Source organism: Paenibacillus sp. SEL3, assembly GCF_054602585.1.
Window position 1 is genome coordinate 2,643,946 of sequence record NZ_CM137725.1, and the last position, 26,843, is coordinate 2,670,788.

At 46.7% G+C, this 26,843-nt stretch carries 27 protein-coding genes; all 27 read right to left on the reverse strand.

Annotated features, from left to right (window positions below; translation table 11 throughout):
* Positions 1 to 166: 166 nt before the first annotated feature.
* The 27 genes from ACYCS5_RS12205 to upp all read right to left on the reverse strand — a co-directional run bounded on the left by ACYCS5_RS12205 (position 167) and on the right by upp (position 26,827).
* Positions 167 to 1,297, reverse strand: a complete 1,131-nt coding sequence (locus ACYCS5_RS12205) for a glycosyltransferase family 4 protein (RefSeq protein ID WP_029514606.1) — start codon at positions 1,295 to 1,297, stop codon at positions 167 to 169.
* A 137-nt stretch (positions 1,298 to 1,434) separates the two neighbouring features.
* Positions 1,435 to 2,196 (reverse strand): WecB/TagA/CpsF family glycosyltransferase, encoded by a 762-nt coding sequence (locus ACYCS5_RS12210; protein WP_029514607.1) that lies wholly within the window; start codon positions 2,194 to 2,196, stop codon positions 1,435 to 1,437.
* A gap of 8 nt (positions 2,197 to 2,204) precedes the next feature.
* Entirely contained in the window at positions 2,205 to 3,341 is a 1,137-nt protein-coding gene (gene csaB / locus ACYCS5_RS12215; RefSeq protein WP_459761121.1) for a polysaccharide pyruvyl transferase CsaB, read from the reverse strand.
* Entirely contained in the window at positions 3,317 to 5,332 is a 2,016-nt protein-coding gene (locus ACYCS5_RS12220) for a DUF5693 family protein (RefSeq protein WP_459761122.1), read from the reverse strand. Before ACYCS5_RS12220 ends, csaB begins: the two co-directional genes overlap by 25 nt.
* 260 nt (positions 5,333 to 5,592) lie before the next feature.
* On the reverse strand, positions 5,593 to 7,311 hold the full coding sequence (locus ACYCS5_RS12225) for a phospho-sugar mutase (protein WP_318627936.1): 1,719 nt from the start codon (positions 7,309 to 7,311) through the stop codon (positions 5,593 to 5,595).
* A 98-nt stretch (positions 7,312 to 7,409) separates the two neighbouring features.
* Positions 7,410 to 7,856, reverse strand: a complete 447-nt coding sequence (gene fabZ, locus ACYCS5_RS12230) for a 3-hydroxyacyl-ACP dehydratase FabZ (RefSeq protein ID WP_013312312.1) — start codon at positions 7,854 to 7,856, stop codon at positions 7,410 to 7,412.
* An 879-nt stretch (positions 7,857 to 8,735) separates the two neighbouring features.
* Entirely contained in the window at positions 8,736 to 8,948 is a 213-nt protein-coding gene (locus tag ACYCS5_RS12235; RefSeq protein ID WP_069010007.1) for a DNA-directed RNA polymerase subunit beta, read from the reverse strand.
* Positions 8,949 to 8,958: 10 nt separating this feature from the next.
* The gene (locus tag ACYCS5_RS12240; protein WP_029514612.1) at positions 8,959 to 9,786 is read right to left on the reverse strand and encodes a flagellar hook-basal body protein; all 828 of its coding nucleotides are present in this window, start codon (positions 9,784 to 9,786) and stop codon (positions 8,959 to 8,961) included.
* Positions 9,787 to 9,799: 13 nt separating this feature from the next.
* The gene (locus tag ACYCS5_RS12245; protein ID WP_459761123.1) at positions 9,800 to 10,684 is read right to left on the reverse strand and encodes a flagellar hook-basal body protein; all 885 of its coding nucleotides are present in this window, start codon (positions 10,682 to 10,684) and stop codon (positions 9,800 to 9,802) included.
* 121 nt (positions 10,685 to 10,805) lie between these two features.
* The gene (mreB, locus tag ACYCS5_RS12250) at positions 10,806 to 11,804 is read right to left on the reverse strand and encodes a rod shape-determining protein (RefSeq protein ID WP_023990703.1); all 999 of its coding nucleotides are present in this window, start codon (positions 11,802 to 11,804) and stop codon (positions 10,806 to 10,808) included.
* 171 nt (positions 11,805 to 11,975) lie between these two features.
* A complete protein-coding gene (gene spoIIID, locus ACYCS5_RS12255) occupies positions 11,976 to 12,263 on the reverse strand; it encodes a sporulation transcriptional regulator SpoIIID (RefSeq protein ID WP_007432737.1) in 288 nt (95 codons plus the stop codon).
* Positions 12,264 to 12,464: 201 nt separating this feature from the next.
* Entirely contained in the window at positions 12,465 to 13,205 is a 741-nt protein-coding gene (locus ACYCS5_RS12260; RefSeq protein WP_459761124.1) for a peptidoglycan DD-metalloendopeptidase family protein, read from the reverse strand.
* Positions 13,206 to 13,275: 70 nt separating this feature from the next.
* The gene (gene spoIID / locus ACYCS5_RS12265; protein ID WP_459761125.1) at positions 13,276 to 14,703 is read right to left on the reverse strand and encodes a stage II sporulation protein D; all 1,428 of its coding nucleotides are present in this window, start codon (positions 14,701 to 14,703) and stop codon (positions 13,276 to 13,278) included.
* A 228-nt stretch (positions 14,704 to 14,931) separates the two neighbouring features.
* A complete protein-coding gene (gene murA, locus ACYCS5_RS12270) occupies positions 14,932 to 16,287 on the reverse strand; it encodes a UDP-N-acetylglucosamine 1-carboxyvinyltransferase (RefSeq protein ID WP_029518503.1) in 1,356 nt (451 codons plus the stop codon).
* 324 nt (positions 16,288 to 16,611) lie between these two features.
* Positions 16,612 to 16,863: a DUF1146 family protein gene (locus ACYCS5_RS12275; protein WP_013373430.1), complete on the reverse strand. Its 252-nt coding sequence runs from the start codon at positions 16,861 to 16,863 to the stop codon at positions 16,612 to 16,614.
* A 347-nt stretch (positions 16,864 to 17,210) separates the two neighbouring features.
* Complete coding sequence (locus ACYCS5_RS12280; protein ID WP_013312322.1) at positions 17,211 to 17,624, reverse strand: F0F1 ATP synthase subunit epsilon; 414 nt, start codon at positions 17,622 to 17,624, stop codon at positions 17,211 to 17,213.
* A gap of 70 nt (positions 17,625 to 17,694) precedes the next feature.
* Positions 17,695 to 19,095, reverse strand: coding sequence for a F0F1 ATP synthase subunit beta (atpD, locus tag ACYCS5_RS12285; RefSeq protein ID WP_029518505.1), 1,401 nt, complete (start codon positions 19,093 to 19,095; stop codon positions 17,695 to 17,697).
* Positions 19,096 to 19,216: 121 nt separating this feature from the next.
* Positions 19,217 to 20,083, reverse strand: a complete 867-nt coding sequence (gene atpG / locus ACYCS5_RS12290; RefSeq protein ID WP_023990707.1) for an ATP synthase F1 subunit gamma — start codon at positions 20,081 to 20,083, stop codon at positions 19,217 to 19,219.
* 175 nt (positions 20,084 to 20,258) lie between these two features.
* On the reverse strand, positions 20,259 to 21,773 hold the full coding sequence (gene atpA / locus ACYCS5_RS12295; protein WP_307351413.1) for a F0F1 ATP synthase subunit alpha: 1,515 nt from the start codon (positions 21,771 to 21,773) through the stop codon (positions 20,259 to 20,261).
* A 19-nt stretch (positions 21,774 to 21,792) separates the two neighbouring features.
* On the reverse strand, positions 21,793 to 22,338 hold the full coding sequence (locus ACYCS5_RS12300; protein WP_029518507.1) for a F0F1 ATP synthase subunit delta: 546 nt from the start codon (positions 22,336 to 22,338) through the stop codon (positions 21,793 to 21,795).
* Entirely contained in the window at positions 22,335 to 22,823 is a 489-nt protein-coding gene (atpF, locus tag ACYCS5_RS12305) for a F0F1 ATP synthase subunit B (RefSeq protein ID WP_023990709.1), read from the reverse strand. Before atpF ends, ACYCS5_RS12300 begins: the two co-directional genes overlap by 4 nt.
* 113 nt (positions 22,824 to 22,936) lie before the next feature.
* Positions 22,937 to 23,161 (reverse strand): F0F1 ATP synthase subunit C, encoded by a 225-nt coding sequence (atpE, locus tag ACYCS5_RS12310; protein WP_025683777.1) that lies wholly within the window; start codon positions 23,159 to 23,161, stop codon positions 22,937 to 22,939.
* Between the two features lie 104 nt (positions 23,162 to 23,265).
* On the reverse strand, positions 23,266 to 24,090 hold the full coding sequence (atpB, locus tag ACYCS5_RS12315) for a F0F1 ATP synthase subunit A (RefSeq protein WP_069010011.1): 825 nt from the start codon (positions 24,088 to 24,090) through the stop codon (positions 23,266 to 23,268).
* A 29-nt stretch (positions 24,091 to 24,119) separates the two neighbouring features.
* Complete coding sequence (locus ACYCS5_RS12320) at positions 24,120 to 24,500, reverse strand: ATP synthase subunit I (RefSeq protein WP_069010012.1); 381 nt, start codon at positions 24,498 to 24,500, stop codon at positions 24,120 to 24,122.
* Positions 24,493 to 24,747: an AtpZ/AtpI family protein gene (locus ACYCS5_RS12325; protein ID WP_069010013.1), complete on the reverse strand. Its 255-nt coding sequence runs from the start codon at positions 24,745 to 24,747 to the stop codon at positions 24,493 to 24,495. The genes ACYCS5_RS12320 and ACYCS5_RS12325 overlap by 8 nt, the downstream gene beginning before the upstream one ends.
* 171 nt (positions 24,748 to 24,918) lie before the next feature.
* Positions 24,919 to 26,088, reverse strand: a complete 1,170-nt coding sequence (gene wecB / locus ACYCS5_RS12330; protein ID WP_069010014.1) for a non-hydrolyzing UDP-N-acetylglucosamine 2-epimerase — start codon at positions 26,086 to 26,088, stop codon at positions 24,919 to 24,921.
* A 109-nt stretch (positions 26,089 to 26,197) separates the two neighbouring features.
* Complete coding sequence (gene upp / locus ACYCS5_RS12335) at positions 26,198 to 26,827, reverse strand: uracil phosphoribosyltransferase (RefSeq protein WP_013312332.1); 630 nt, start codon at positions 26,825 to 26,827, stop codon at positions 26,198 to 26,200.
* Positions 26,828 to 26,843: the final 16 nt, after the last annotated feature.

Here is a 26,843-nt window from a genome sequence, read left to right on the forward strand (position 1 = left end):
CGCACCTTGGGGTACGTAATCATTCAATACTTTTTTTATCGGTAGTAAACATACAAAAAATTAGTAAATTCTCAAAAAAGGAGGGAGTTTTTTTACAGCAAACATCAAAAAAGCCTCCAAACCCGCGGTATACCGCCAAGCTTGAAGGCTTACTTTTAAATTAAAATTATAATTTTGAACGCGTTTGGGAATCTGGCTTAGCCAACAACCGAATCAGTGTGTTAATAACTGGGCGTTTGGTTTTGCCAACAAGACCAATAACCTCTGCACCGATCTGTAGGAAGAACATCATAATACAAATCACGACAAAGGTGACCCAGTTCGCTTCATTAAGCGCAGCAGACGATTGAATCACGGCCAATACACCGAAAAATGCAGCAATACCGTAGATAATCAACACCGTCTGTCTGTGACTGAAACCTAGTTCGCGTAGGCAGTGATGCAAATGACCTTTATCCGGAGAGAAAATCGGTTTTTTCTGCAACTTGCGACGAATGATAGCAAAGAATGTATCTGACAATGGTACACCGATAATAATCAATGGCGTAATAAAAGATACGATAGCAATTTGCTTGAAACCAAGCATGGATAGCATGGCCAAACAGAAACCTAAAAATAATGACCCTGTATCACCCATAAATATTTTTGCAGGATGAAAGTTAAAAAATAGGAATCCGATAATACTGCCCAGCAGCACAAGACAAAGCATAGCTACCATGTAATTACCCATCAATATCGACATCACAAAAATAGTTCCAATCGCAATGCCTGAGACACCTGCAGCCAGTCCATCCAGACCGTCAATCAAATTGATGGCATTCGTTACACCTACGATCCAAAAAATCGTAAGTGGAATGGAAATCCAGCTTTCCAAAGATGAGTATGCATCCTGAAAAGGTACATTTACAAAATCTACACGAATATCAAAAGCAAACACGACCATACACGCAACGGCAATTTGAGCCAAAAATTTCAATTTTGCATTGAGATCGAAACGATCATCGAGAGCACCAATCAGTGTAATCAGCGTACCGCCAATCAGAAAGGCTGCGATAAAGTTAATATCCCGAGAGGACAGCATTCCGTCAGGCACAAAAGGTAACACCGCCAATAAGGACAACAGAAATGCCAAGAAAATTCCCAGTCCGCCAAGACGCGGCATAATTCGGGTATGTACTTTTCGGGCATTCGGTACATCGACGGCTCCAACCTTCACAGCGAATTTCTTGACGAGCGGTGTCAGTAACAGCGCAAGTCCCAGTGCCATGATGAACCCAATAATATAGATCAATAACATTTGATCATTCGACCCCCAATTTTAAAGCAATCCCTTTTCAGATGTAACCGCATTGAATTATACTCTGATCAAAAATAAATACCAAGCTTCATATTCTGGCAAATTAGCGGGTTTTGGAGGCAGATTCAAGCTATTTATCACACTTTTGTGACGTTTTCTTTTTCGCGCATCACTTTCGCGGCGAATTTCGGCAGCGCAAGCATTCTTTTGTAACGGCTTGGCTCTTTGAGGAGTCTATATAACCATTCAGCCCGTAGCTTTTGAAACAATTTAGGTGCGCGTTTGGTTCTGCCTGATATAACATCGAAGCTGCCGCCAACCCCCATCATCACCGGTACACCCAACTTTTCCTTATATTTACCAATCCAGGGTTCCTGTGTGTCCGCTCCACGTGCTACAAACAATAAATCAGGATTTGCTTCACGAATAGCTGCAATTACGGCTTCATCCTCTTTTGGTCCAAAAAAACCATCACGCTTGCCACAAACCGTAATTGCGGGATAAAGCTCATGTACCCGCTTTGCGGTCGCTTGAATCACCTCAGATGTTGATCCCAGTAAATAAACCTTCCAATGATAGTTTTCGCCAGCTGCAAGTAATTCATGTAACAAGTCAAAGCCCGCTACACGCTCAGGTACAGGATGTCCTACATAGTTTGCAGCCCACACTACGCCGGTCCCATCCGGGACAATCAGCTCCGCCTGTTTCATCACGTTCATGTACACTGGATCTTCCAATGCTGCCATTACCATTATCGGATTGGCAGTGATCACTTGATGGGGCCGGCGAGACTCCACTGCTTGAATTAATACATTTAATGTATCTTTCATATTAAGCCTTGATACCGGAACACCGAAAATCGGGACGGTAGGCACATTCGTAACCTTATCAACTGTCACTGTATCCATCATCCTTTGCGACACAAGTAATTAACGATATGCTGCGCCGGTAAGCGAGCCTCACTTTTTAACAAAGCAATGGCCGCTCCCTGGCTCTCGATCCATTGACTTCGCTGATCCAGCAACCGCATAGACTCATTAGCCAGTTTTTGTCCATCCAGTGCCTCTGTAGTGCCTACAGGCTGGCTACCGACACGGCTGAGGAAATGATCAATTTTAGGATCATAGGATATCCCCAACGGAGGCACCTGATGGGATGCTGCATAGATCAAGCTGTGTAATCGCATCCCGATCATCAAACTGCAACGACTGACTTCCAAAAGCATCTGTTGAGGATCGGTGACTTGATCACACATGCTTACAATGCTTCCCGTCCCCCTAATATCCCCCAACAAATCCATTACCATCCTTGAAGCCTGCTCGTCATCAGGCAGATGGAAAGGTAAAAAGCGTAAGTGTACACGGCGCTCAGTAGCTAATTTTTTTAAGCCCTCCGCGATAGCCTTCAAATCGCGGCGTTCCTTATCCCAGTAACGTACAGATACGCCAACGATCGGAGGTTGATCCTGATCAGTCTCAGTTGCTGCTTTATGCAGCTCGGAACCTCGGGGCAATGGAAGCCCCATTACCGGATCAGGAACAACTTCGACAACCGGGTTCTTTAGTTTCATAGTATCCAGTAGTGCGGCAGACTGCTCATCTCTTACAGAAACATATTCACAGCGCTGAAACACAGAACGGATCATAGGATAAAATATCTTCCGTTGTACCGGGCCAATGCCCTGAGCATATACAAATGTCGGCTTTCCAGCCCATTGGGCCAGTTTCAGAATCGCCAGATAATACGGAATACTTTTAGGGCTTGTTGCATCCTGGAGCAGACTCCCGCCGCCACTTATTAGCCCATCGCTGTTTTTAATCGCTCTACGAACTTCCCCCAAACTCATCCGCGGTACAGCTTCTACTCCGTACATTTTCTGTGTCCAAGCAGGGTCAGAAGATAGAACAACAGGCTTGACCGTGATACCCGCCTGACGGCTCTCCTCCTCTAAAGCTGTCAAAATCGACTTGAGCACCGCCTCATCCCCACTATTGTGAAACCCGTAATAACCCGAGATGATTATCGTTTGAGCTGTGGTGACCATTTCTTCCAACACCCTTCCAGCACTTGCCACACGACAATTGCGATGATTCCCAGCACCAGACCGAAGCCCAATCCTAACAGCCCGCGACTAAGCGACAGTGCCGCTGGAGAGTGAATGTGAGCAAAGGTATCCACCATAGAGGCTTGACCAATAGCAGCTATAATCAGCAAATAGATTGCTTTGCGATATTTCAAACTCAGGAACGCTCCTGCAATAAACAATGGGTGAGCCATCAAAAATTCCTTATTGCGTGGACGTACACCAAACGCATTTTCAAGGAAGTTCCGGAATGCCAGCTCCGTGTTCGACACTGTACCCGCATTTCCAGTACGAGTCAAATAGTAATAACCTGCGGCTGCGATAACAGCCAATGCGATCACCCACAATACAGTAATCGGCGTACGTAGCAGCTTGGAAATTTCCTCTCGTATAGAAACGCCACGATAAAAGAAAATATATATCGCTGCCAAGAAGATCGGCAGAATGTGAAGCAAGCTTACACCTCTGAATTGGTTCAGCACAAGGCTGTAAGCAATATTATTCAACAGAGCAATAACAAATGGTACTGCAGCCAGCGACAAAATCGCTGTCCGTACGTACAGTATAAGCGTTTGAACCAAACGCTGACCTGCAGAAAGTTCAGATCCCTGTTCACGTTTAATTCTAATCGTGTGCACAGCAATGATCATTGCAACCGTTGGTCCGCTAATCGCCGCGAGTAGGGCTAGACCTTGCTCCATCAAGCTGGAGTTCAAAACATAAAGTCCTGCTGAACCTACCAAACCGAGTGCAAATGCCAGCAAAGTCAATGCCGGGACGAAATAGGACACCATAATGGAGAAGAATGCCAGTGCACCTAGTACGACAATCATTTTCAGATAGCGCTGAATGGACGAATCGACTACTTGGAATGGTTCAGCCTGTCCGAGTTCAAACCCCTTTTTCTCCATCCGTTGTACAGCGTTACCCGGCTTATCCAAGCTGTGGATCAGGTTATCTACCGAATCCTTCACCTTGGCTTCAGCAATACTACGGCTAGGCGCGGTATTCAGATACAACATGCGAATATTACGATCCTTGGTAGCCAGAGCAAAACGATCGGCCAACGTTTCCACATCCAGCGTTGCATCTTTATCGCTCAATGAGTATAAACGCACAACGTTATAGTGGATATCGTAAGCGAGCTTATTGAAGCCTGCTTGCGGTTTTTTTAAGTTTTCGATAGCAGCTAGGCCAATATCGTATTTGTTCAGCAATTTAGCAAATGCCGCTAAGCTATGCTCTTTCTCGTTATCGGTGAAGCCTTTGACTGAATCACCTTCAAACAAAATGCGTTTTACACCATTCTGCTGAAAAGAAGCAAGCATCTCTTCTGTCAACTCCTGGTTATAAGGAAGACTGTCGCTCATCCGTGGAACAATAAAAAATCCTTTGCTCCGAAGCTGCTTCATCGCAATCGGGTCAGGCTGCATGGGCTTGAGGTACGCATCCTCTGGAGATGTTTCCACAACTAACCCTTCCTGTCCCTGATAAGTCCAAGGTTTTACATTGATGTCCAGGCTTGTAAACGTACGTAAAATTAACGGCTTTAATGCCTCCGCATTTTCTTTGTCAGCAAAAACAATATACGTAAAATTCTCATTTGCAGGTGAAAGCCGTTTTTCCATATCGGCAACGTTCTGAGTCGTATAGGTTACGACACGGCCCGCTTTACGAAAATCATCCAACGTACTTTCATACATCGCCATGCTGTTCACACCCGCCTGCTGTAAGCGGTCAAGCTGCTCATTCAGATAGTCCTGCGGATGAGCCTGATACGAGGCTGCCTCCGTCAAATCCCGATAATCGAATACAATCTCTACTTTTTTACTCGAGGATTCTGTCTTCACACGATCGGCGATGACTGGAATGGAAGCCAGCAAGCCGACAGCCACCAAAATCCATAACCATTTTCGAGAAGCCGTATTCCAATACTGCCATTTCTGATACACCAAAGAACCTCCTTAATATTCGGGATTTTGCAAAATTCAATGCTGCCCACCTTGTCGTACTCAGCCTTTTGGTAGGTCACTCATTGAATTTTGCAAAATCCTCCGCTGCCGGAATAAGCCTATTTTCCCCAAAGCCTCTTCCAGGTTATTCTGCAATACAGAAATGACCTCCACGGCGTACTGCCCTTTGCCGTGAGAGGTCACCGATTACTATATCTTATCCAATTACCTTAACCTATTCTATTATAAAGGGATTTTTCTCAAGCGTCTACGCGAGACATAACAGCATCGACCAGGTGGCTGATTCTTTGCTCCGCGTCTGATAGCGAGGAACCGCGTACCGCAAAGTATACTTTGATTTTCGGCTCTGTTCCCGAAGGGCGCAGGCAAAACCACGAACCGTCCTCCAGTAAGAATTTGAGTACATTTTCCTGTGGAAGACCGTCCAGACCTTGTGAGTAGTCCAGTACCTTATCTACCTTCACGCCTGCAATCTCTTGAGGCGCGTTGCTACGCCAATCGGTCATTTTGCCCTGAATCTGTGCTACTCCATCCTTACCCTTAAGAGTACGAGACTCCAGCTTCTCAAGGAAGTAGCCAAACTGCTCGTACAGCTCTTGTAAAACATCATAGAGCGTCTTACCTTGTGTGCTGTAATAAGCAGCAGCTTCAGCGATCAGCATAGCCGCCAAGACAGCATCCTTATCGCGAGCGTAATTCCCTGCCAAATAACCATAGCTCTCTTCATAGCCAAACAAGTAGGTGTACTCGCCAGTTTGGTCAAACTGGTTCATTTTCTCGCCAATATACTTGAAGCCAGTTAGCGTGTTAAACACGGTTGCTCCAAAATGTTCGGCAATAACTGCACCCATTTCGCTGGTTACGATGGTTTTGATAACAGCCCCATTATTCGGAAGCTTGCCTGTTTCTTTCAGCTGATTCAATAAGTAGTAAACCATGATCGCACCAGACTGATTACCGGACAATACTACATATTCGCCATCACGGTTTTTCACAACTGCACCCATACGGTCAGCATCAGGGTCTGTTCCGATCAACAGATCTGCACCAATTTTCTCACCTAGCGCAATTGCCAGTTTAAACGCATCGCGTTCTTCCGGGTTTGGCGACTTAACAGTCGAAAATTCAGCATCTGGCAGCTCTTGCTCAGGTACAATATGCACCTGTTCAAAGCCGATTTTCTCCAGTACACGACGAACCGGTACATTTCCAGTGCCATGGAGAGGCGTAAACACAACTTTGAAGTTTTTGCCTGGTCCGGCTGCAATCAGCTCACGGTTCACACTCACACTGGCTACCGTATCTACAAACGCTTCATCTTCCTCTTCTCCAAGCCAAACCAACAATCCCTGTGCCTCTGCTTCCTCACGTGTCAGACTGCGAATGTCAGCAAAAGAAGGAACCTCACGGATATAACTAATTACCTGTTCAGCCTGATCAGGAACAAGCTGACCCCCTTCATCGTTGTATACCTTGTATCCATTATACTCAGGAGGATTGTGACTGGCTGTTACAACGATCCCTCCACTGGCTCCCAAATGACGTACACTAAACGAAAGCTGTGGCGTTGGACGCAAGGAAGGGAACAATTTAGCCACGATACCATTGCCCGCCAGCACCAAAGCTGCATCCAGTGCAAACTCTGGTGAAAAATGACGCGAATCATGCGCAATGACAACCGAAGGTTTGCCTTCTTTACCAGCATGCTGTTCTAAAATATAGCGAGCCAGCCCTTGAGTCGCACGTCCAATGACGTAACGGTTCATCCGGTTACTCCCTGCTCCGATCACTCCACGCAGACCGCCTGTGCCAAATTCCAGCTCTTTGTAAAAGCGATCCTCCAGTTCCTGCTCGTTGCCTTCCAATGCGCGCAACTCCTGTTTGGTTTCTTCATCAATATAAGGGTCTTGCAGCCAGCTCTCAATGCCTTCTAATGCTTTTTTACTCAACTGCGTCATACGGAATTTCCCCTCTCCATTTTTGGTTTATCAAAACAGGATTTCTATGTACACTTGCACTCGGTTCAGACCTCGTGCTTATGTCGGCAGAGCTTTATTTATTGGGGAGGGTCAGATAGAGCAAACATAATTTCGCCCTCAGCTACTACCGTATCGCCTACTTTAGCCGTAGCTTTCCCTTTGCCAAATGCGCCTTTGGAACGAGTGATTTCCACTTCAAGCGTCAACGTATCCCCAGGAACCACCTGTCCTCGGAAACGGAAACCATCCAATCCTGCCAAGAACCCGATTTTGCCACGATTGCTCTCTAGGTGCAGTAATGCCACTGCCCCAACTTGAGCCAGTGCTTCGGTAATCAACACACCAGGCATAACGGGATACCCCGGAAAATGTCCAATGAAATGAGGCTCATTCATCGTTACATTTTTAATGCCTACTGCTCTTTTCCCTTCCTCCAGCTCAATAATACGATCCACCAATAAAAATGGCGCTCGATGTGGGATAATCTCCTGAATTTGATTAACATCCAATTGCAATTTGTCCATTTACCTTAATAACTCCTCCCGCTTGCAGGTCTGACTCTGTATCAATCATGAGTTACTGCAAGCATAATATTACCCCGCCTACGCTGTATAAAAACAGCTCTTGGCGGCAACAATGTTAGATATCCTTCACCTACTGCAGAAGTGGAGGTTGAGATAAGGGGCTTTTTCCGCCGGTTATGCAACCTGAGGCGGAAGAAGCCCTTTTGCCCGTGCTTGGTTTTACCCCGCAGTGTTATAAACTTCCCCATCATTATACAGTTATCAGATGCAAAAAGAAAATTACGCGGAAGTACCATATTTGTTGCTCCTATTATGGGGGTGAAGCGAAGTTTGACTTGAGCCAAGGGGGGAGGCTACGTGATTTTTTTGATCTTCCGATCGCTGTTGCCCCTTAATTTTTTCATTTTATAAAACCTGCAAGGTTAAAATTTAGGGGCAAAGGCGGACGCTATCGCTTCTCCAGATTCAAATAAACCCCTCCGCCAAGTTACTTTTGGCCCAAAAGGAAAGCTCGCTTCAATAATGCTCGCTTGTCGCGAAAGACGAAACAAAACCGAAGGCCTCTACGATGATCTTCATTGGCCGCAATCCATGCGTGCCGTTGCAGACATAACAAAACCCTGCGCCACTGGCACAGGGTTTTGTTATTCTATACTTCCCACACAAATTGCGGGTGGCTTATTTTAATAAGAGTGGCCCCGATGGCGGGTAGCCAGCGGAGCGGGCAGAATTGTTCTGAAGAAGCGCAGCGTTTGCCTTTATCCCCGGATTCAAACATCGAATGTTTTAAAATCAAATGAATCTGGGGATAACAGCAATCGGAAGAACAATCTGCACGTGAAGCGACCTTTTCTCGCCCACCACTCATTTAAAGTAAACTTAAGGCGCAAAAATAAGATCAATGACATGCTGCCAGGTTCTCCATTCAAATACGCCTGACAACCCTTGCTTACCTACAATTACATATCCTGCAATTAAGCCGCCTAACAGCGATAACAGGAGCAGCAACGGAACTATGAAATAACGAGCAGTACGCCAGCGGGACTTCGTCTTTACAGGCACCGGACGGGAATCAGATTGTTCTTCTTTCATCACCAAATCCTTAAGCCCTCAGATTGTTGGCCATGTTCATCATCGTATCGCTAGAAGTTAATGCCCGTGCCGCCATTTGATACATCCGCTGAACTTGCATCATATCCGTCATTTCGCCCGCTAAATCCACATTAGATTCCTCGAGATAACCGGAACGCACAGATACGTCCGCTGGAACAGCACCTGCCACACCTGCAGCTCCGAATACATTTGCCTCTGTTACACCATTCAACAACACGAACAGGTTATCATCCCGCTGTTCCAGTCCTTCTGGACGCTGTACATCCATTAGCTTGATTCTCTGACCAACTGTCGGATCCCCAGTTCCATTAGCACGAATCAGCAATTCGCCATCCGAGTTAATAGCCACCTTGGAACCCGCTGGAGCAGTCACAGGAACATCATTGTTATCCAGCACGGAGTAGCCTTCAGCAGTGGTCAACATCATCGTCGCACTATCATTCGGATCAGGAATAAAATGAAAGCTACCATCACGGGTCCAAGCTTTTTGCCCATTTCCCTGAACTTCAAACATGGCATTACCCTGGATCGCCAGATCAGTAGGAATTCCCGTCTCCTTGAGCGGACCTTGCTCCATATTTTTCATGATTGCGGCCGTTCTAACTCCGTAGCCCAAATTATAACCGAGCGGCATGGCCCGTCCATTTTGGAGATAGGTTGAAGGCTGTTGTTTCACATTGGCCAATACATCTTCAAAGGAACCCTGTTTACTCTTATAACCAACTGTATTGACATTAGCAATATTATCGGCAATTAAATCCAAACGCTGCTGCACACTGGCCATAGATACCATTGCACCAATCATGGAGTTGTTCATCACTTACCCCCTGTTATACACGGCCTACTTCATTAACGGCCTTGTCCAAGCTTTTATCATAAAATTGAATTACCTTCTGATTCGCTTCATACGCTCTTAACGCAGCCATCATATCCACCATCGACTGTGAAGCATCTACATTAGATACCTCCAGGTAACCTTGACGAACGGATACAGCATCATTAGCGGTCATCATTCTAGCTGTAGCACCATCAGTATCATTCAGGCGGAAATTCCCATTACCCTCACGAACGAGCTGATACGGACGATCAATGACACTAATACCGAGCGTCGTCCCCAACGTCTGGTTGGACTGGCTATCTACCAATTCGCCCCGCTCATTTACTTTAAGCGCTGAGACAGTCCCGGTCAATTGAATTGGTTTTCCATTCGTATCCAGCACCGCTGAGCCAGTCGATGAAAGCAATGCTCCCGCTCCATTTACTTGAAAATGCCCATCACGTGTATAACGAACATTACCATTACTGTCCCGCACCGAAAAAAACGCTTCTGGACGGTAGGTGACTTCACCGTTAGCATTGATGAATTTTCCCGCCTGATCAAAAGCCATAGGTTGACCAGTAGCTGGGTCGTTCACATTAATATTGGACTGTATCGCAAAATCCGTCGCTTGTCCACTGTCCTTTAATGCTCCCTGAATGTAAGGGGAGAGGCTTTCCTCAGCAAAAACGCCAGTATTGAGCTTGCCGACCGTACGGTCCGGGTTATCAGGGTTACCACCCGTCATGGATATAAGCATTTCGGGGAAAGAACGCTGAACACTGTTCTCCTGTTTGTATCCCGTCGTATTCATATTAGCAATATTTTGCGTCACGGTGTCATGGCGTCGTTGTTGTGTCATCAATCCGGCGGCCGCAGTATATAAACCTCTCAACATGTAACGTGCACCCCAATCCTATACTCTGCTAAAATCATATGCTCGCGCGGAGGCACTAAGGCCAAAATGCTAGGCAACCTGCCTGACCGCACACGAGTCTCTTATAGTCACTATCGGCAGATTAGAACTTTTTCTTAACCACATGATCCAAATTATCCAGCATAATTCCTGTACCTTTAACAACACAATGCATCGGATCTTCGGCAACCAGTACGGGAACGCGCAGTTCTTCAGCAAGTAGCTCGTCCAATCCGCTAAGCAAGGCACCGCCACCAGTCAAAATAACACCACGGTCAATAATATCAGCTGACAGTTCCGGTGGGGTCTGCTCCAATACAAACTTGGCCGCAGCAACAATCGCTGACACAGGATCTCTAAGTGCATCCTGCACTTCATCTGCAGATATACTTAACGTTTTGGGCAATCCGGATACCATATCCCGTCCACGGATGTCCATCTCTGCACGACGTCCACTCGGATGCACAGTTCCGATAGCAATCTTGATATCTTCAGCCGTACGTTCTCCGATCAGAAGCTTGTACTTCGTTTTTACATATTTCATGATGGCTGTATCAAATTTGTCCCCTGCCATTTTAATGGAAGAAGCTGTTACGACATCCCCCATAGAGAGGACTGCAACGTCAGTCGTTCCGCCGCCAATATCCACTACCATGTTGCCGCTAGGCTCAAAAATATCCATTCCTGCTCCGATGGCAGCCGCTTTTGGCTCTTCCTCCAAAAATACTTCCTTGGCCCCGCTACGTTCCGCCGCTTCACGAATCGCTTTTTGCTCCACTGAGGTAATGTTCGTTGGCGCACAAATTAGAATACGAGGGTGGCTGTACCAGCTTTTTCCCCCCACCCGATTGATAAAATATTTTAACATCGCTTCTGTTACTTCAAAATCGGCGATGACACCATCACGTAATGGACGGATGGCTATGATATTACCAGGAGTACGTCCCACCATACGGCGCGCTTCCTCTCCGACAGCCAGGACTCTTTTTGTATCGCTTTCTATCGCGACAACGGAAGGTTCGTCAAGAACAACCCCCTTCCCTTTGACGTGGATAAGCACGTTGGCCGTACCGAGGTCGATACCGATATCATTACTGAACATATTAAAAAGGCCCCCAAAGTGATATTTTAAAAAGCTAAGATTCGACAAGAAGCGGCAAATATATGTATAAACCTACGGTTACATGTCATTTTTCGTCTTGTACCATCTTTTAACATATCATACTTCAGGGGGTTGATTCAATGGCTTTGCCAGCCAATTCACTATATATTTTTAGGACTTGCCGGAAACGAGAATCTCCCTTCGTTTGCCACTCGTTTTTTTGTACTTAATTTTCGTGGCTTCTCCCCCCCGCAGATGGCGGATGGATTTATGGTATTCAAGAATGTGCTTCACCTGATCGGCAAGATCCGGGTTGATTTCAGGCAGCCGTTCGGTCAGATCTTTATGCACCGTGCTCTTGGAGACACCAAATTCCTTGGCAATCGTACGGACCGTATTCCTTGTTTCCACGATACAGCGACCGATTTTGATGGTCCGTTCCTTGATGTAATCGTGCACGCTCCCGCCTCCCTACTGTGGATAGTTTGGTACATTATATGAGGAGCGTGCCTATATATTCGCGGTTTGGCGGGAAGACATGCTTCGGAAGGCCTATTTATTTGGCCAAAGCAGCTTATGTTTACCTTATGCACAAAAACTACACAAGAAAAAAGCAGGGAATATGGATTCCCCGCTTTGCATGCAAAGCCATGACCAGATTTATTTTTTAGGAAGCAGACCTGCTGGATTCACAGGCTTGTCATCCTGATACACTTCAAAATGCAAATGTGTTTTCAAATCCTTTTCAAGCTCGTTACGACCCGCTGAAGCAATCACATCGTTTTGTTTCACTTGATCGCCTTCTTTTACTTTCAGATCACTCAAGCTTTGGTACACCGTTTTGAGATTATTATCATGCGTAATTTCTACGACATTACCTACCAGCGGATGTTGTTCCACACGAGATACTTTGCCACTCAGGGCGGCTCTTACTTCAAACGCCTGATCGTCAGTCCGGGAAAGATCAATCCCAGTGTTAGCGGTAAATGTTTTATCGTACTCTACCATAGCTGCCGCCTGCTCATCAGCGGTCGCATTCTCATCAAAGAACGGCTTTACGACCTGTACTGCGCCAGCATCTGCCACTGGCCATGCGATATTTTCCGACTGGGCAACGACTTCCACGCTTTCTGGCTGTTGTCCGTTAACATCGGTATTCACTACACTTGTGCTTTGTACCGATGGACTAGCTGGGTCAGGTTTGAAAGACTTCTGGCTGGCATCCTGATAGACCCACACTAAAGTTAGTATAATGGCTGCTGCGGCAATGTAGGCTGCCGGGTATGCCCACCTTTTGGACAACAGCTTTTTCCACGAAGACGGCCGCGAAGCTCTTCCACCCTGAAAGGTTTTGGGTGTCTCTTCATGGTTTTGGTTCTGGTTTTTATTTTGTTCATTCATTTGCTCATCACCTCAGTAACCAGTGTTACCGGGTGCAACTCTTTTATACTTCAAAGTTTCGAAATATTTACTAACTTAGAATACGAGAGGCTTGCGCAAAAGAAATGCCAGTATAATAGTGAAGGAGTATTTGAGTGGCAGTATGACCTTCTTTGGCCATTCCATTGGCTCCCCACTGACTCATACCAACACCATGACCATAACCATAGGTTGTTATAGCAATCCGGTCCCCTTCAGCCTTCCACGTAAACTCAGCCGAACGCAACCCCAGTTTGTTACGGATCTCCGGTCCTGTAAAGATTGAGCCACCAACTTCAATCTTCTTGATGCGATGTCCTTCTGTCTTGGAGAGTATACGAATTTCTGGCATACTTCCTCCTCCAGTAGAGGCGGCAATTGCAGTACGACTTAACCCCAATCTATCGAACACGCTTTGACGACTCAGTGTGACGGTTTCTGTATAACGCGGGGCCAACTGCTTGTCCCATGGACTTGATACGCTTCGTAAATAGGGCACTGCCTTCGCCCACACATCCTCTGAATTTTCGGTGTAGCCATTGCTAGTAGAAAAAAAAGATGCCGTAATGGGCTTGCCTTCATATACCATGATCGTATCCTTGGTGTCTCGTACGGCCTGCTGAATTTTAGCCAGCTCTGCGGATTTACCAGAATGCCCCCATTCTCTAGTAAGTTTAGCTTTGGAGATATAAGCCTGATGTTTAACAGTATCCGTCACATCTGCTCCCGCAGGGGCACCGCTAGTGTCATCAGCCAGCAAGCGCCGGGCAATGAAGGTACGCGCGGCAATGGCCTGCGCTTTCAGTGCCTCCCCCTCGAAGCTGGGCGGCATTTCGGCGGCTACTACGCCGACAATGTATTGCTCCAGCGGTAACGTCTCCGTGCGACCGGTGGACGTGACATACACACGCACGTCTGGCTCTGCCGCCACCGGTACGCTACGCGTTGGCGCAGCGGGCACCGCTGGCATCGGCGGGACGCCCGGTAAGCGCGTGACGGGCGTCTCACCCTTTGCCGTCACGCTAGGCGCAGCCGGTACTGCCGTGCGGCTGCTTGGCGGCACCGGCTGCGCCGTCTGGCGAGGCCACGCCATTAGCGCGGGCACAGCCATGGCAAGCACCAGCACCCCTGCCATGGCGGCGAATGGCAGCCATGGGCGGCGGCTGCCCCAGCGTGGGGCACGCCCGGCGGAAGGACGCAGGTGCGGCAGCGGGCTTGCAGCGCATGTGTCATGGGCCGCTACTCCAGCGATAGGCAGAGCCGTATCAACGGAGTTCGCAGCGGAAGGCACGGCTGTTGTACGCCGATTGGGCTTGACGCCAGTCGGCAATGTACCTCTTGCGTCCGGCTGCTGTTGCATAAGCTTATTTTTCTGTAACAAGGTAGCTATAGAGCCAGTGTCTTCCTCCGCAAATGAAGCCTGGCGATGTTCCTTAGGATGATGAATGGGTATACGGATGCGAACCTGTGAATCTTTCATAGGCTGAAACCTCCATCAAAGGGCTAAGTGTCCGGCTGGAAGTATAGATATACTCCAGCAGATATTTTCAATCATATGAAGTCGTCCACTTTGATAGAACCATTTTAAGAGAACTGAAAGAATGAAAAAGACAGGCTATAAACAATAAAAAGAACCAAGTCCTCTCGGACTTGGTTCTTCGTTGTTTAAGAATATACGTATGCAACATGAAGCTACATGCGTTAAAGCTTAGGCGAGGGAAGGCTGAATCTTCTTAAACAGATTCCCAGACGCCTCTTCCGGCATTACGCGCTCTGTACTGGGTGAATGATCCAGTTTGGACTCTTCCACGGTCACTCTGTAAATGTCCGCTCCCAATCCGGTCAGCTTCTCAGCCAAATGAACGTAACCACGATCGATGTGATGTACACCAGATACTTCCGTTGTACCTTCTGCAATGAGTCCGGTCAGAATTAACGCAGCACCTGCACGCAAATCTGTAGAGGTTACTTTCGCACCTGTCAGCTTAGCATTACCCGTTACAATGGCAGAACGGCCTTCGACCTTAATCTCCGCATTCATGAGATGAAATTCATCCACATGCATGAAACGATTTTCAAACACGGTTTCCGTAATAATGCTCGTTCCTTCAGCGGCAAGCTGAAGTGCCATCATCTGAGACTGCATATCGGTAGGAAAACCTGGATAAGGCAACGTTTTAACATCAACCGCTTTTAACGGCTTATCTGCAATGACACGAATTCCGTTCTCATCAGGTTGAATGGTTACACCCATTTCTTCCATCTTGGAAATAACCGGACCCAAATGATCGGATATTGCGCCTTCTACATATACGTTCCCGCCTGTGATCGCAGCAGCAACCATATAAGTACCTGCTTCTACCCGGTCGGGAATGACGGTATGTTTTACACCATGCAGCTTCTCAACGCCTTCAATACGAATAACGCCCGTGCCCGCACCACGTACTTTGGCACCCATTCCATTCAGGAAATTTGCGAGATCAACAATCTCGGGTTCCTTAGCGGCATTCTCGATGGTAGTTACGCCCTCAGCAAGAGTAGCGGCCATCATAATATTCTCGGTTGCCCCTACGCTGGCTACATCCAAATAAACTTTAGCTCCACGCAGACGCCCGTTACTTTTAGCTTCAATAAAACCTTGGCCCAGGCTAATTTCCGCGCCCAATGCCTCAAAACCCTTCAAATGCTGATCAATGGGTCGCGTTCCGATTGCGCATCCGCCTGGAAGCGAGATTCTTGTGCGTCCCAAACGTGTAAGCAGCGGTCCCATAACCAAGAATGAAGCGCGCATTTTCCTAACCCACTCGTAAGGGGCTTCACAGGAAATTATCTTCCGCGCGTCAACACGAATGACCTCATCTTGGTATGTAACGCCTGCTCCTAAGGACTCCAGCACTTTGTTAATGGTCATCACATCGTCTAGAGGAGGTGCATCAATAATAACACTTTCTCCTTCTTCTCCTAGCAGAGAAGCGGCGATGATCGGCAGAACTGAGTTTTTGGCTCCGCTGACTTTGACACTCCCGGTCAATCTGTTGCCACCGCGGACGATAAATTTGCTCATCTATGGTTCCCTCCGCGCGTCATTTCTCTTTTCCATTCTGGAAAAAAAGAACATATTCCGCTATTTTCATGCCTTGCTTTTTCATTACATAAAAAAACAAGATTTTACTAATACCCTAACTGCCATCATACCACTGATTAAAACAAGTATACAAGCGTTTTTTTGTACTTGACGACCATTGTACTCTAACTGATTCAGCCAGCTATACATGTATGGTTCTTTTGTTTACCATTGTTAACAATATGACGCGATGTTATTCGACAATTCCCGCAGAGACACAGTCATAAGGTCATATAACCCGCCTACTTCATGTTAAAACAAATTCTAGAGCATCTGGCTCCAAGAGATGTAGCTCAACAGGAACCCCGAAACCAACTGTCCCAAAATAATAGCAAGAAACAAGTGCAGCAATCTGCCCTGCGGTCCTTTGGGTTGTCGGATTAACAAATCCAGCTTTAAGCTCTGTAAAGCCCACCAAGCTAATGCTATACAGATGAGCGATACGATCATAGAGATCAGCGCGGTCATACTCGCCGATTGACTTAGCTGTTCTGCCAATTGCTGTTTCCCGTTCAACCATAATTCCCCCCATCTGCGTCACAGACTTCTTTATAATACTCGGCGAACGCCTAATATGCCAGTGCTATTTCTGTTTTTAGGACATTTATTTCGACAAAATGTGATTAATCACTTCTGTTTCGTGAATTTAAAAGGTACTAAATACCTAGCAGCCAGGCAAGAAATAGGACTGTACATTTGGTCATAACAGCTAAAAAAAGAGTCCGATCACAGTGATCGAAGGAAGCAAGGTTCCTCCTCACCCTCTACCGGACATTTTCTGGCAGAAGTTATGAATTGGTCTCCTTGTCGTTCCATCCGTATACTATGCCGAACCCTTTTAAAATTCCACTTAAACTCCAATATTAATTCTTATTGGTTCTGATGCTTGTAGCATTTAGACGGTTAAGCGCCCGTTGCAGAGCTACTTCCGCCCGATGATGATCTATCTGTTCCTGCTTGCTCTGGAGCCGCAGTTCTGCCCGCTCCCTTGCCGCACGGGCACGTTCCACATCAATTTCTTCGGAACGTTCCGCGCTCTCAGCCAAAATGACCACTTTATCCTTGCGGACTTCAAGAAAGCCCCCATTGACCGCGATCACTTCGGTTTGACCACCGATTTTAATGCGTATCGGTGCAATCTTCAAGGGAGTGACCAAGGGAAGGTGTCCGGGCAAAATCCCAAGATCGCCTTCCGAGCCGCGAACACTGATGCTGTTTACCTGTTCTGTATAGACCAGGCGCTCCGGCGTCACAATCTCTAGTAAATACGTGCTCACTTGAATCCCTCCTGGAAGCTGTCCGCAGACAGCTCACTTCGTAAGGCTCGGCTAATCTTTGCCTGTATGTTTACAGCGTTTTAGCTTTTTCAACTGCTTCTTCGATGGCTCCTACAAAAAGGAAGGCCGCTTCTGGAAGGTGGTCATACTTGCCTTCCAAAATTTCTTTGAAGCTTCGTACAGTTTCTTTAACCGGCACATATTTACCTGGGAAGCCGTTAAATGTTTCGGCAACGTGGAAAGGTTGAGAAAGGAAACGCTGGATTTTACGTGCACGTGCTACCAACATTTTATCTTCTTCACTCAGCTCATCCATACCCAGGATGGCAATGATATCCTGAAGCTCATTGTAGCGGGCCAAAATTTGTTTTACCCCTTGCGCTACATTGTAATGCTCTTCACCCACAACGTCTGGAGCCAAAATCCGGGAGCTTGATGCAAGTGGATCAACCGCCGGGTAAATACCCATTTCGGAAATTTTACGTTCCAGATTCGTTGTAGCATCCAAATGGGCAAACGTTGTAGCAGGAGCAGGGTCAGTGTAGTCATCCGCAGGCACGTAGATCGCCTGAATGGAAGTAACGGAACCTTTTTTAGTAGAAGTAATCCGTTCTTGCAATTGACCCATTTCAGTAGCCAGCGTAGGCTGATAACCTACTGCTGAAGGCATACGTCCCAACAGGGCAGAAACCTCAGAACCCGCTTGGGTAAAGCGGAAAATGTTATCAATAAAGAGCAACACGTCACGGCCTTCTTGGTCACGGAAGTATTCCGCCATCGTCAGACCTGTGAGAGCTACACGCAAACGTGCACCCGGAGGCTCGTTCATTTGTCCGAACACCATCGCTGTTTTGTTGATAACGCCGGAATCTCTCATTTCATGGTACAAGTCATTTCCTTCACGTGTGCGTTCACCTACACCCGCAAATACAGAAATACCACCATGCTCCTGAGCGATATTGTTAATCAATTCTTGAATGGTTACGGTTTTACCTACACCAGCACCACCAAACAATCCGACTTTACCACCTTTGGCATAAGGAGCCAGCAAGTCGATAACTTTAATACCGGTTTCGAGCATCTCTGCTTGAGTTGTCAGCTCATCGAAAGAAGGAGCTTGACGGTGAATTGGGTTTCTAGCCGTTTCACTCATATCAGCACCATTATCAATTGGCGTTCCAAGTACGTTAAATACGCGTCCAAGAGTTGCTTCGCCGACAGGTACTGAAATAGGTGCTCCCAGATCTATGGCTTCAGCTCCACGAACCAAACCATCTGTGGAAGACATGGCAATACAACGCACACGGTTGTCACCTAGATGTTTTGAAGCTTCGAGCGTCAGGTCAATTTTGACTCCGCTCTCCAGCACAGTCCCAATATGAATGGCATTCAGGATTTCCGGAAGCTGTCCACGTTCAAACTCAACGTCGACAACCGGACCCATGATGCTCACTACGCGTCCTTTGTTCATCTTTTGGTTTCCCTCCTACAAGCTTGCACAGCCGCAAATCCGAACCACTCTGATTTGTTTTGCGCCCGCAATTTATCATAATAGTGTAGACTCTGCTATAAAACAGTCGCTATAAGCCTGATTAAGACTGAGCACTTGCTCCTGCAACGATTTCCGTAATTTCCTGGGTAATAGCCGCTTGACGAGCACGGTTATAGGTCAAGGAAAGCTCACCAATTAACTTGGAAGCATTCTTCGTAGCAGATCCCATTGCCGTCATCTTCGCTCCCAGTTCACTAGCTTTACCATCCAGCAAAGCGCCGTAAATGAGCGTTTCCGCGTAACGTGGCAGCAATACTTCCAGCACTCCTTCTGGTGAAGGCTCATACTCATAGTTAATTGAGGATGAAGCTGTAGCTGAATCCGGTGTCGCCATTGGTAACAGACGGTCAACTGTTGGAATTTGAGTCAATGCGTTGACAAAGCGGTTATAGCATAGATAAAGCTCATCAAATTCTTTAAGTTCAAAGCCTTGTACAGCCTTGCTTGCAATCGTTTTGATATCTGCAAAAGCAGGTGTATCCGACAGATCTGTTACCGATTCAGCGATAGGAAATTCACGACGTCTAAAATAATCCCGTCCTTTTCGCCCAATGATGAAAATCACAAATTCATCCTGTGAACGGTGACGTTCAGAAATCGTCTGCGTAACCTGTCGTAAAATATTGGCGTTATAACCACCAGCCAGACCACGATCAGATGTAATGATGAGATAAGCAGTCTTTTTAACCGGACGCGTTTCCAGCATTGGATGCTTGATGTTATTCGCTCCAGAAGCAATGCTACTCACAACTTCCTTAAGCTTTTCCGAGTAAGGACGAGCCGACTCCGCTTTCTCCTGAGCTTTTCTCAGCTTGGATGCAGCGACCATTTCCATCGCTTTCGTGATCTGCTTCGTACTCTGCACACTTTTAATCTGACGTTTAATCTCGCGCATACCTTTTGCCATGATTTCACCACCTTCAAGCTTTGGCAAAGCCAAAGCTAACTTCGTAAGATTCAAATCCAGCCGGGCATATGTTAAAGGGCCTGTTATTGAGGGTAAAACATGCCAAGGAAGCCAAAACCCGGAGGGCACGCTTCCTTAGAACATCTTTCATCATAAACAGGCAAATTCCAATGTATTATACCGACGTGGCGAATGATTTTTTGAATTTCTCGATAGCTGCCTTCAAAGCCGTTTCGTTATCAGCCACCAAGTCTTTCGTGTCGCGGATAGATTGAAGCACGTCCTGATGGTCAGACACCATGAAAGACAGGAAGTCTTTTTCAAAACGTTTTACATCCGCTACAGGGATATCATCAAGGAAGCCTTTTACAGCAGTATACAAGCTCACTACTTGTTGCTCTACAGCAAGCGGTTGGTTAACACCCTGTTTCAGAATTTCCATCATGCGTGCGCCGCGATCCAAACGGGCTTTTGTGGATTTATCCAAGTCGGACCCGAATTGGGAGAACGCTTGAAGCTCACGATATTGAGCAAGATCCAGACGCAGGGAACCTGCTACCTTTTTCATCGCTTTAATCTGAGCTGAACCACCTACACGAGATACGGAAATACCTACGTTGATCGCTGGACGTTGTCCTGCATAGAACAAGTCAGCTTCCAGGAAGATCTGTCCATCTGTGATGGAGATAACGTTGGTTGGAATATATGCAGAAACGTCGGAAGCCTGTGTCTCGATGAACGGCAATGCGGTAAGTGATCCGCCGCCCAACTCATCATTCAGCTTCGCTGCACGTTCCAGCAAGCGAGAGTGAAGATAGAAAACGTCACCCGGATATGCTTCACGGCCCGGTGGACGACGCAGCAACAGGGACAATTCCCGGTAAGCTGACGCTTGTTTAGTCAAGTCATCATAAACAACAAGGACATGCTCGCCTTTGTACATGAAATACTCACCCATAGCGCAGCCAGAGTAAGGAGCAATGTACAGCAATGGTGATGGCTCGGAAGCTGATGCCGTAACGACAATCGTGTATTCCAGCGCACCGTGACGACGCAATGTTTCAACAACTTGAGCTACCGTGGATTGTTTTTGACCAATAGCGACATAAATACATTTCATGCCGTTACCTTTTTGGTTCAAAATTGCATCGATTGCGATAGATGTTTTACCTGTTTGACGGTCACCGATGATCAACTCACGTTGACCACGACCAATCGGAACCATCGCATCAATCGCTTTAATCCCCGTCTGCATAGGCTCATGTACCGATTTACGGGCCATAACGCCTGGAGCCTGACTTTCAACCGGACGGAATTCTGTTGTAGCAATCGGTCCTTTACCGTCTACTGGTTGTCCCAGTGGATTAACTACACGTCCGATCAATGCTTCCCCTACAGGGACCTGCATGATTTGACCTGTACGTTTTACTTGACCGCCTTCACGAATGTCGGAGAATTGACCCAAAATAACAACACCGACATTGCTTTCTTCCACGTTGAGCGCCAAGCCCAATACGCCAGTGTCGAATTCAACCAATTCACCGGCCATAACTTTTTCCAGTCCGTAGACGCGGGCAATACCGTCGCCGACTTCAACAACAGTGCCGACTTCAACGACCTCGATATCATTTTTATATTGTTCAATCTGACTTTTAATCAATGAACTGATTTCCTCAGGTTTGATACTCAAGTGTGTTCACCCCTATCTTCTATACTCGTCTGTTAAAGGATTTCTCGAGGCGATCCAGCTTGCCGGCCAGACTGCCGTCGTACAGTGTATCGCCGATAACCACTTTTAATCCGCCCAGCAGACTCGGGTCCACTATATTTTCCACACGGATTGTTTTATGTTCACGGGCTCCGAATTCCTCGGCTACCGCTGTTTTTTCCTGATCACTTAAAGCATAAGTCGAATACACCTTTGCATGAGCAAGTCCCAGCTTGTATTCCTGAATATCGAGGTATCCGGCAAGGAGAGATTCGAACAAATCTGCTCTACTCCGCTGAATCAACAGTTTGATCGTGTTAATTAGCGAGGCAGACAACTTGCCTTCAAAACTGTTAGCCAGAACTTGAAGCTTGACCGCTTCCGTAATGTTAGGAGAATTAATGAATTTACGGATTTCAGCATCCCCCGATACAGCCTCTACAAAAGCACGTAGCTCCTGCTCGGTTTCCATAATGGTCTGTTCCTGCTCTGCCACTTCAAACAAAGCTTTCGCATACCGTTTGGCTACTACCGTATCCCGGCTCATGCTTTGCCTCCTACCTCTTTAAGGTATTGGTCGACAAGCTCTCCCTGGACTTGGTCTTCCTTGATTTCCTTTTGAATCAGTTTGGAAGCAATTTGTACCGAAGCTTTACCCACTTCGCTGCGCAGTTCGGCAACCGCCTTATTACGCTCGCTTGTGATTTCACGAACAGCTTCGTCTTTCAGGCGGACAGCTTCGTCTTTAGCCTGAACAATAATTTGCTCCGCTTGTTTGTTACCTGTTTGTTTTGACTGCTCAATAATGTCGTACGCTTCCTTACGTGCCTGCTGGAGAGCCTGCTTTTGCTCCTCAACATAAGCAGCAGCCTGTTCACGCGTCTGTGCCGCTTCATTCATTTGCTGTAATACAAGCTGACGCCGCTTCTCCATAACGGAAAAGAGAGGTCCGAATGCATAACGCGTTAGTAACCAGTACAAGATCAAAAATGCAATAATTGTGAAAACGATACTTGTCCAATTTAAACTCAATTGAAGTCACTCCTTTCCGGTGAACGTCAGTCCTAGTTATCCCTTAAGCCAAGCAACAAAGAAGGCGCGGATGGCTGTGGCCTTCCCCGCCAAACCTTGCAAGTTTCAAATTATTATGCCTTAGCGTAGAAAATAAACGCCAGAACGACCCCGATAATAGGCAAGGCTTCAACCAGACCTACACCGATAAACATTACCGTTTGCAAAGTTGATTTAGCCTCAGGCTGACGAGCGATACCTTCAACTGTTTTACTTACAATCAGACCGTTACCAATACCTGCGCCGAGCGCACCCAAACCTACTGCGATAGCTGCTGCTATTAATGCCCAAGCTCCCATTTAAAAAATCCTCCTTAGAGATGTGTATTTGTGTTGTACATGTATTTGCAGTTAAGAGCGAAGCGTACTCCTGAACTTAACTAAAAACCCGAAACTAATTTTAACTAATGCTCTTCTTCATGCGTGTCAATTGCCTGCGAAATATATACGAACGTCAAAATGGTAAAGACGAACGCCTGAATACTGCCGACAAAAATACTGAATCCTTGCCAGACCACGAGTCCCAATACGGAAGCAACCATACCTCCCACACCAAGTGCTGTCATTTTCAGCAGAACACTGATCAAAACTTCGCCGGCAAAAATATTACCGAATAGACGCATACCATGTGTCAACAGTTTTGAGAACTGCTCAATCAAGTTAATTGGCAAAAAGAATGGAAATGGCTGAATGTAATGCTTGAAGTAAGCTTTGGTATTACGGAAAATCCCCAGGAAATGAACCAGGACAAAGATCATCAAAGCCAGTCCAATGGATACCCCTGCATCTGCGGTAGGTGATTTCCACCAGCTGATACCTACATGGGCAGCTTCGCCCGGGTGAGACGCCTGTGCTTGTTCTAATGCTTCTTTGACTGGAATGATTTCATGTCCAAATACTTGGGCACTTTGCGCATTATCGAACTCGGTCACAATCCCGAACGGTAAGCCCAGCATATTTCCGACGAAGATGAACATGATCAGCGTCATCCCCAAGGAGAGGAATGGCTTCCCTTTTTTCAAATCCATCGTGCTGGTAATCAGTCCTTGAACGAATTCGACGACCCATTCCATAAAATTTTGCAGCTTGCTTGGATTGTCCACAGACAAATTGCGCGTTGCAGCAAATGCCAGTCCAAATACAATCGCGCAAGTCACAACCAGCATAATAATGACGGACAAGTCAATGTTAAATCCGCCCAATTCGATAATCGGTGATTCATGCAACATGTTTTCTCACCCCTTTCTCAGTTGAGCCATCATTTTTCCTGTAGCGCGAATATGATGCCTATAATTAAAAGAAGAAATTGTCCAGTCACCAGGCTTGCCATTACAGCGATCTCATGGAAATAGGCTGGAAATTCTAGCGCCAGCACTACTGCCAAAATAGAGGTCCCTACTCGAACGCCAAAGCCAATGCCCACCTTTTTCTTCTTGCCTTCACCGGCGGCTGCATTCGCAACCTGTCGAATTTTGTAGGCCATATACAGCACATTAAGACAGCTTACTCCCGTTCCCAGAATGATTCCGTGAGCAATGTCACGATGTTGGGGCATGAAGGCGGAGACCAGGAAACACAGAGCCATAATACCAAGCGCTACGATCCATAACATTTTTTGCATACGGGTCATCTCATTCATGGTTATCCCTCAATACCTTTCCGATCACAAGGGCAATACTTAATGCGCCTACAACCAAGCCTGCGAGAACGCTTACGCCAATCCAAATTCCGGAGCCATCAAGTTTAGCATCGAGCCACTTTCCGGCATAGAAACCACCCAATGTGCATATCGCCAAATCAATGCCGATCGCGCTCACCAATCCAATTGCCTTGAAGGCATTCCCGGTGTTATTTCGGTTGTTGTTTTGCTTGGAAGGTTTGACCACTTTTCCATGTCACCCCTGCAATTCCAGTCCATTTTACTTAAATATAAGATGCTTTGTCAATTGAGATATTTTAGCGCCCTAAAGTATAAAATCAAACGACAAAGCATCTTAAATTGCTGTATCCCTTGGTAACCGTACAGTTTAACTGTATGCTTGCCTTGTAAAGAATAATTATATCGGACGAACACCTTTTGTGAACATTGTGTGAAATTCTTCAGGACGTTCGGATTGAACGCCATAATGGTGCAAAATCGCATTGACAATTCTTACTGATGCTTTTCCATCGCCGTAAGGATTCGCTGCCTGACTCATAGAATCGTACAACGCGGAATCTGTCAAAAGTGCCTTGGTCCGATTGTACACGTTCTCTTCGCTCGTACCCACCAGTTCCAAGGTGCCCGCTTCAATTCCCTCCGGTCTTTCAGTCGTATCACGCAGCACCAGAACAGGTACTCCGAACGAAGGCGCTTCTTCCTGAAGCCCACCGGAATCCGTAAGGATCAGATGTGTATGTGGGTAAAAATTGTGCAGATCCACGACATCCAGCGGATCAATCAGCTTAATACGCGGATGGTTGCCTAAAATCTCAAATGCAGGTTCCTTCACAGCCGGACTCGGATGAACCGGATAAACAATAGCGATATCCTCAAACTCATCTGCAATGCGCTTAACTGCATTAAAAATCTGACGATGCGGTTCCCCTTGGGATTCCCGACGATGTGCTGTCATAAGAATCAGGCGTTTGCCCTGAGCCCAGTCCAGTACAGGGTGCTCGTAATCTTGGCGAACCGTATACTGAAATACGTCAGTTACTGTATTGCCTGTAACATATATTCGCGATTCAGGCTTATTTTCCTTCCGCAAATTTCCAGCCGATAAAGAAGTAGGCGAGAAATGCAGATCAGACAGTACGCCTGTAAGCTGACGGTTCATTTCTTCAGGATATGGAGAAAGCTTGTTCCACGTCCGCAAACCCGCTTCCACATGCCCTACTTCAATCTGCTGCATAAAGGCTGCATAGCTGGCGAGGAAAGTGGTCAGCGTATCGCCGTGAACCAACACGATATCGGGCTTGGCCTCACGCAATACAGGTTCCAGACCTTGAAGTACCCGCATGGAGATTTCATTTAGTGTCTGGCGATCCTTCATTACGTCCAGATCATAGTCAGGGTGAATATTGAAAACTTCCAGAACCTGATCAAGCATCTGGCGATGTTGAGCCGTAACGCATACTACGGACTCGATATGCTCTGGGTGACGCTGAAGCTCCAAAATAAGAGGAGCCATCTTAATCGCTTCCGGACGCACACCAAAAATTGTCATCACTTTGATTTTGGACATTTTCTGTTGAACCCCTTTTCATAATAAATGTCCGCTTCACAGATCTTCCATTATTTAAAATAAGGACCTGTATAACGTCCATAGATTTTGCCGAACCGCCAAAGGCAGTCTACTTGGTTCCGTACAAGCGGTCTCCCGCGTCACCAAGACCCGGAATGATATATCCATGATCATCCAGACGCTCGTCCAGTGCAGCGACATAGATGTCTACATCAGGATGTGCATCCTGCACAGCTTTGACTCCTTCAGGAGCAGCAATCAGATTCATCATTTTAATTTGAGTGCAGCCTCTCTTTTTCAACACATCAATCGCTGCGATCGCCGACCCGCCTGTTGCAAGCATTGGATCAATCACGATCAATTCGCGCTCAGTTACATCTGTAGGCAGCTTCGTATAGTATTCTACGGGTTGCAGTGTCTCAGGATCGCGGAACAGTCCCACATGACCTACCTTTGCTGCAGGCAGCAGCTTTACTACACCATCCAGCATACCCAAGCCTGCACGCAGAATCGGAATAAGACCCAGCATACGTCCGGAAATCACTTTACCTTCTGTCTCAGCAACCGGTGTCTGCACCGTAATGCTTTCCAGCGGGATATCCCGTGTAATTTCATAAGCCATCAATGTTGCTACTTCATCCACCAGCTCGCGGAAATCCTTGGTGTTGGTCCGCACATCGCGGATAAATGTAAGTTTGTGTTGGATCAAAGGGTGATCACAAACCACCAGTTTCGCCATAATATATTCCCTCCGG

Coding starts and splice junctions, on each gene's coding strand:
- spoIID (WP_459761125.1), bottom strand. CDS start 14,703: ATGAAAGATTCACAGGTTCGCATCCGTATACCCATTCATCATCCTAAG.
- atpB (WP_069010011.1), bottom strand. CDS start 24,090: ATGTTGCATGAATCACCGATTATCGAATTGGGCGGATTTAACATTGAC.
- murA (WP_029518503.1), bottom strand. CDS start 16,287: ATGAGCAAATTTATCGTCCGCGGTGGCAACAGATTGACCGGGAGTGTC.
- ACYCS5_RS12320 (WP_069010012.1), bottom strand. CDS start 24,500: ATGAATGAGATGACCCGTATGCAAAAAATGTTATGGATCGTAGCGCTT.
- ACYCS5_RS12300 (WP_029518507.1), bottom strand. CDS start 22,338: ATGAGCCGGGATACGGTAGTAGCCAAACGGTATGCGAAAGCTTTGTTT.
- ACYCS5_RS12225 (WP_318627936.1), bottom strand. CDS start 7,311: ATGACGCAGTTGAGTAAAAAAGCATTAGAAGGCATTGAGAGCTGGCTG.
- upp (WP_013312332.1), bottom strand. CDS start 26,827: ATGGCGAAACTGGTGGTTTGTGATCACCCTTTGATCCAACACAAACTT.
- wecB (WP_069010014.1), bottom strand. CDS start 26,088: ATGTCCAAAATCAAAGTGATGACAATTTTTGGTGTGCGTCCGGAAGCG.
- ACYCS5_RS12260 (WP_459761124.1), bottom strand. CDS start 13,205: ATGAATGAACAAAATAAAAACCAGAACCAAAACCATGAAGAGACACCC.
- ACYCS5_RS12245 (WP_459761123.1), bottom strand. CDS start 10,684: ATGTTGAGAGGTTTATATACTGCGGCCGCCGGATTGATGACACAACAA.
- atpG (WP_023990707.1), bottom strand. CDS start 20,083: ATGGCAAAAGGTATGCGCGAGATTAAACGTCAGATTAAAAGTGTGCAG.
- atpE (WP_025683777.1), bottom strand. CDS start 23,161: ATGGGAGCTTGGGCATTAATAGCAGCAGCTATCGCAGTAGGTTTGGGT.
- ACYCS5_RS12205 (WP_029514606.1), bottom strand. CDS start 1,297: ATGTTATTGATCTATATTATTGGGTTCATCATGGCACTGGGACTTGCG.
- mreB (WP_023990703.1), bottom strand. CDS start 11,804: ATGTTCAGTAATGATATCGGTATCGACCTCGGTACGGCCAACGTGCTT.
- atpD (WP_029518505.1), bottom strand. CDS start 19,095: ATGAACAAAGGACGCGTAGTGAGCATCATGGGTCCGGTTGTCGACGTT.
- csaB (WP_459761121.1), bottom strand. CDS start 3,341: ATGGTCACCACAGCTCAAACGATAATCATCTCGGGTTATTACGGGTTT.
- ACYCS5_RS12240 (WP_029514612.1), bottom strand. CDS start 9,786: ATGAACAACTCCATGATTGGTGCAATGGTATCTATGGCCAGTGTGCAG.
- ACYCS5_RS12235 (WP_069010007.1), bottom strand. CDS start 8,948: ATGAAAGAAGAACAATCTGATTCCCGTCCGGTGCCTGTAAAGACGAAG.
- fabZ (WP_013312312.1), bottom strand. CDS start 7,856: ATGGACAAATTGCAATTGGATGTTAATCAAATTCAGGAGATTATCCCA.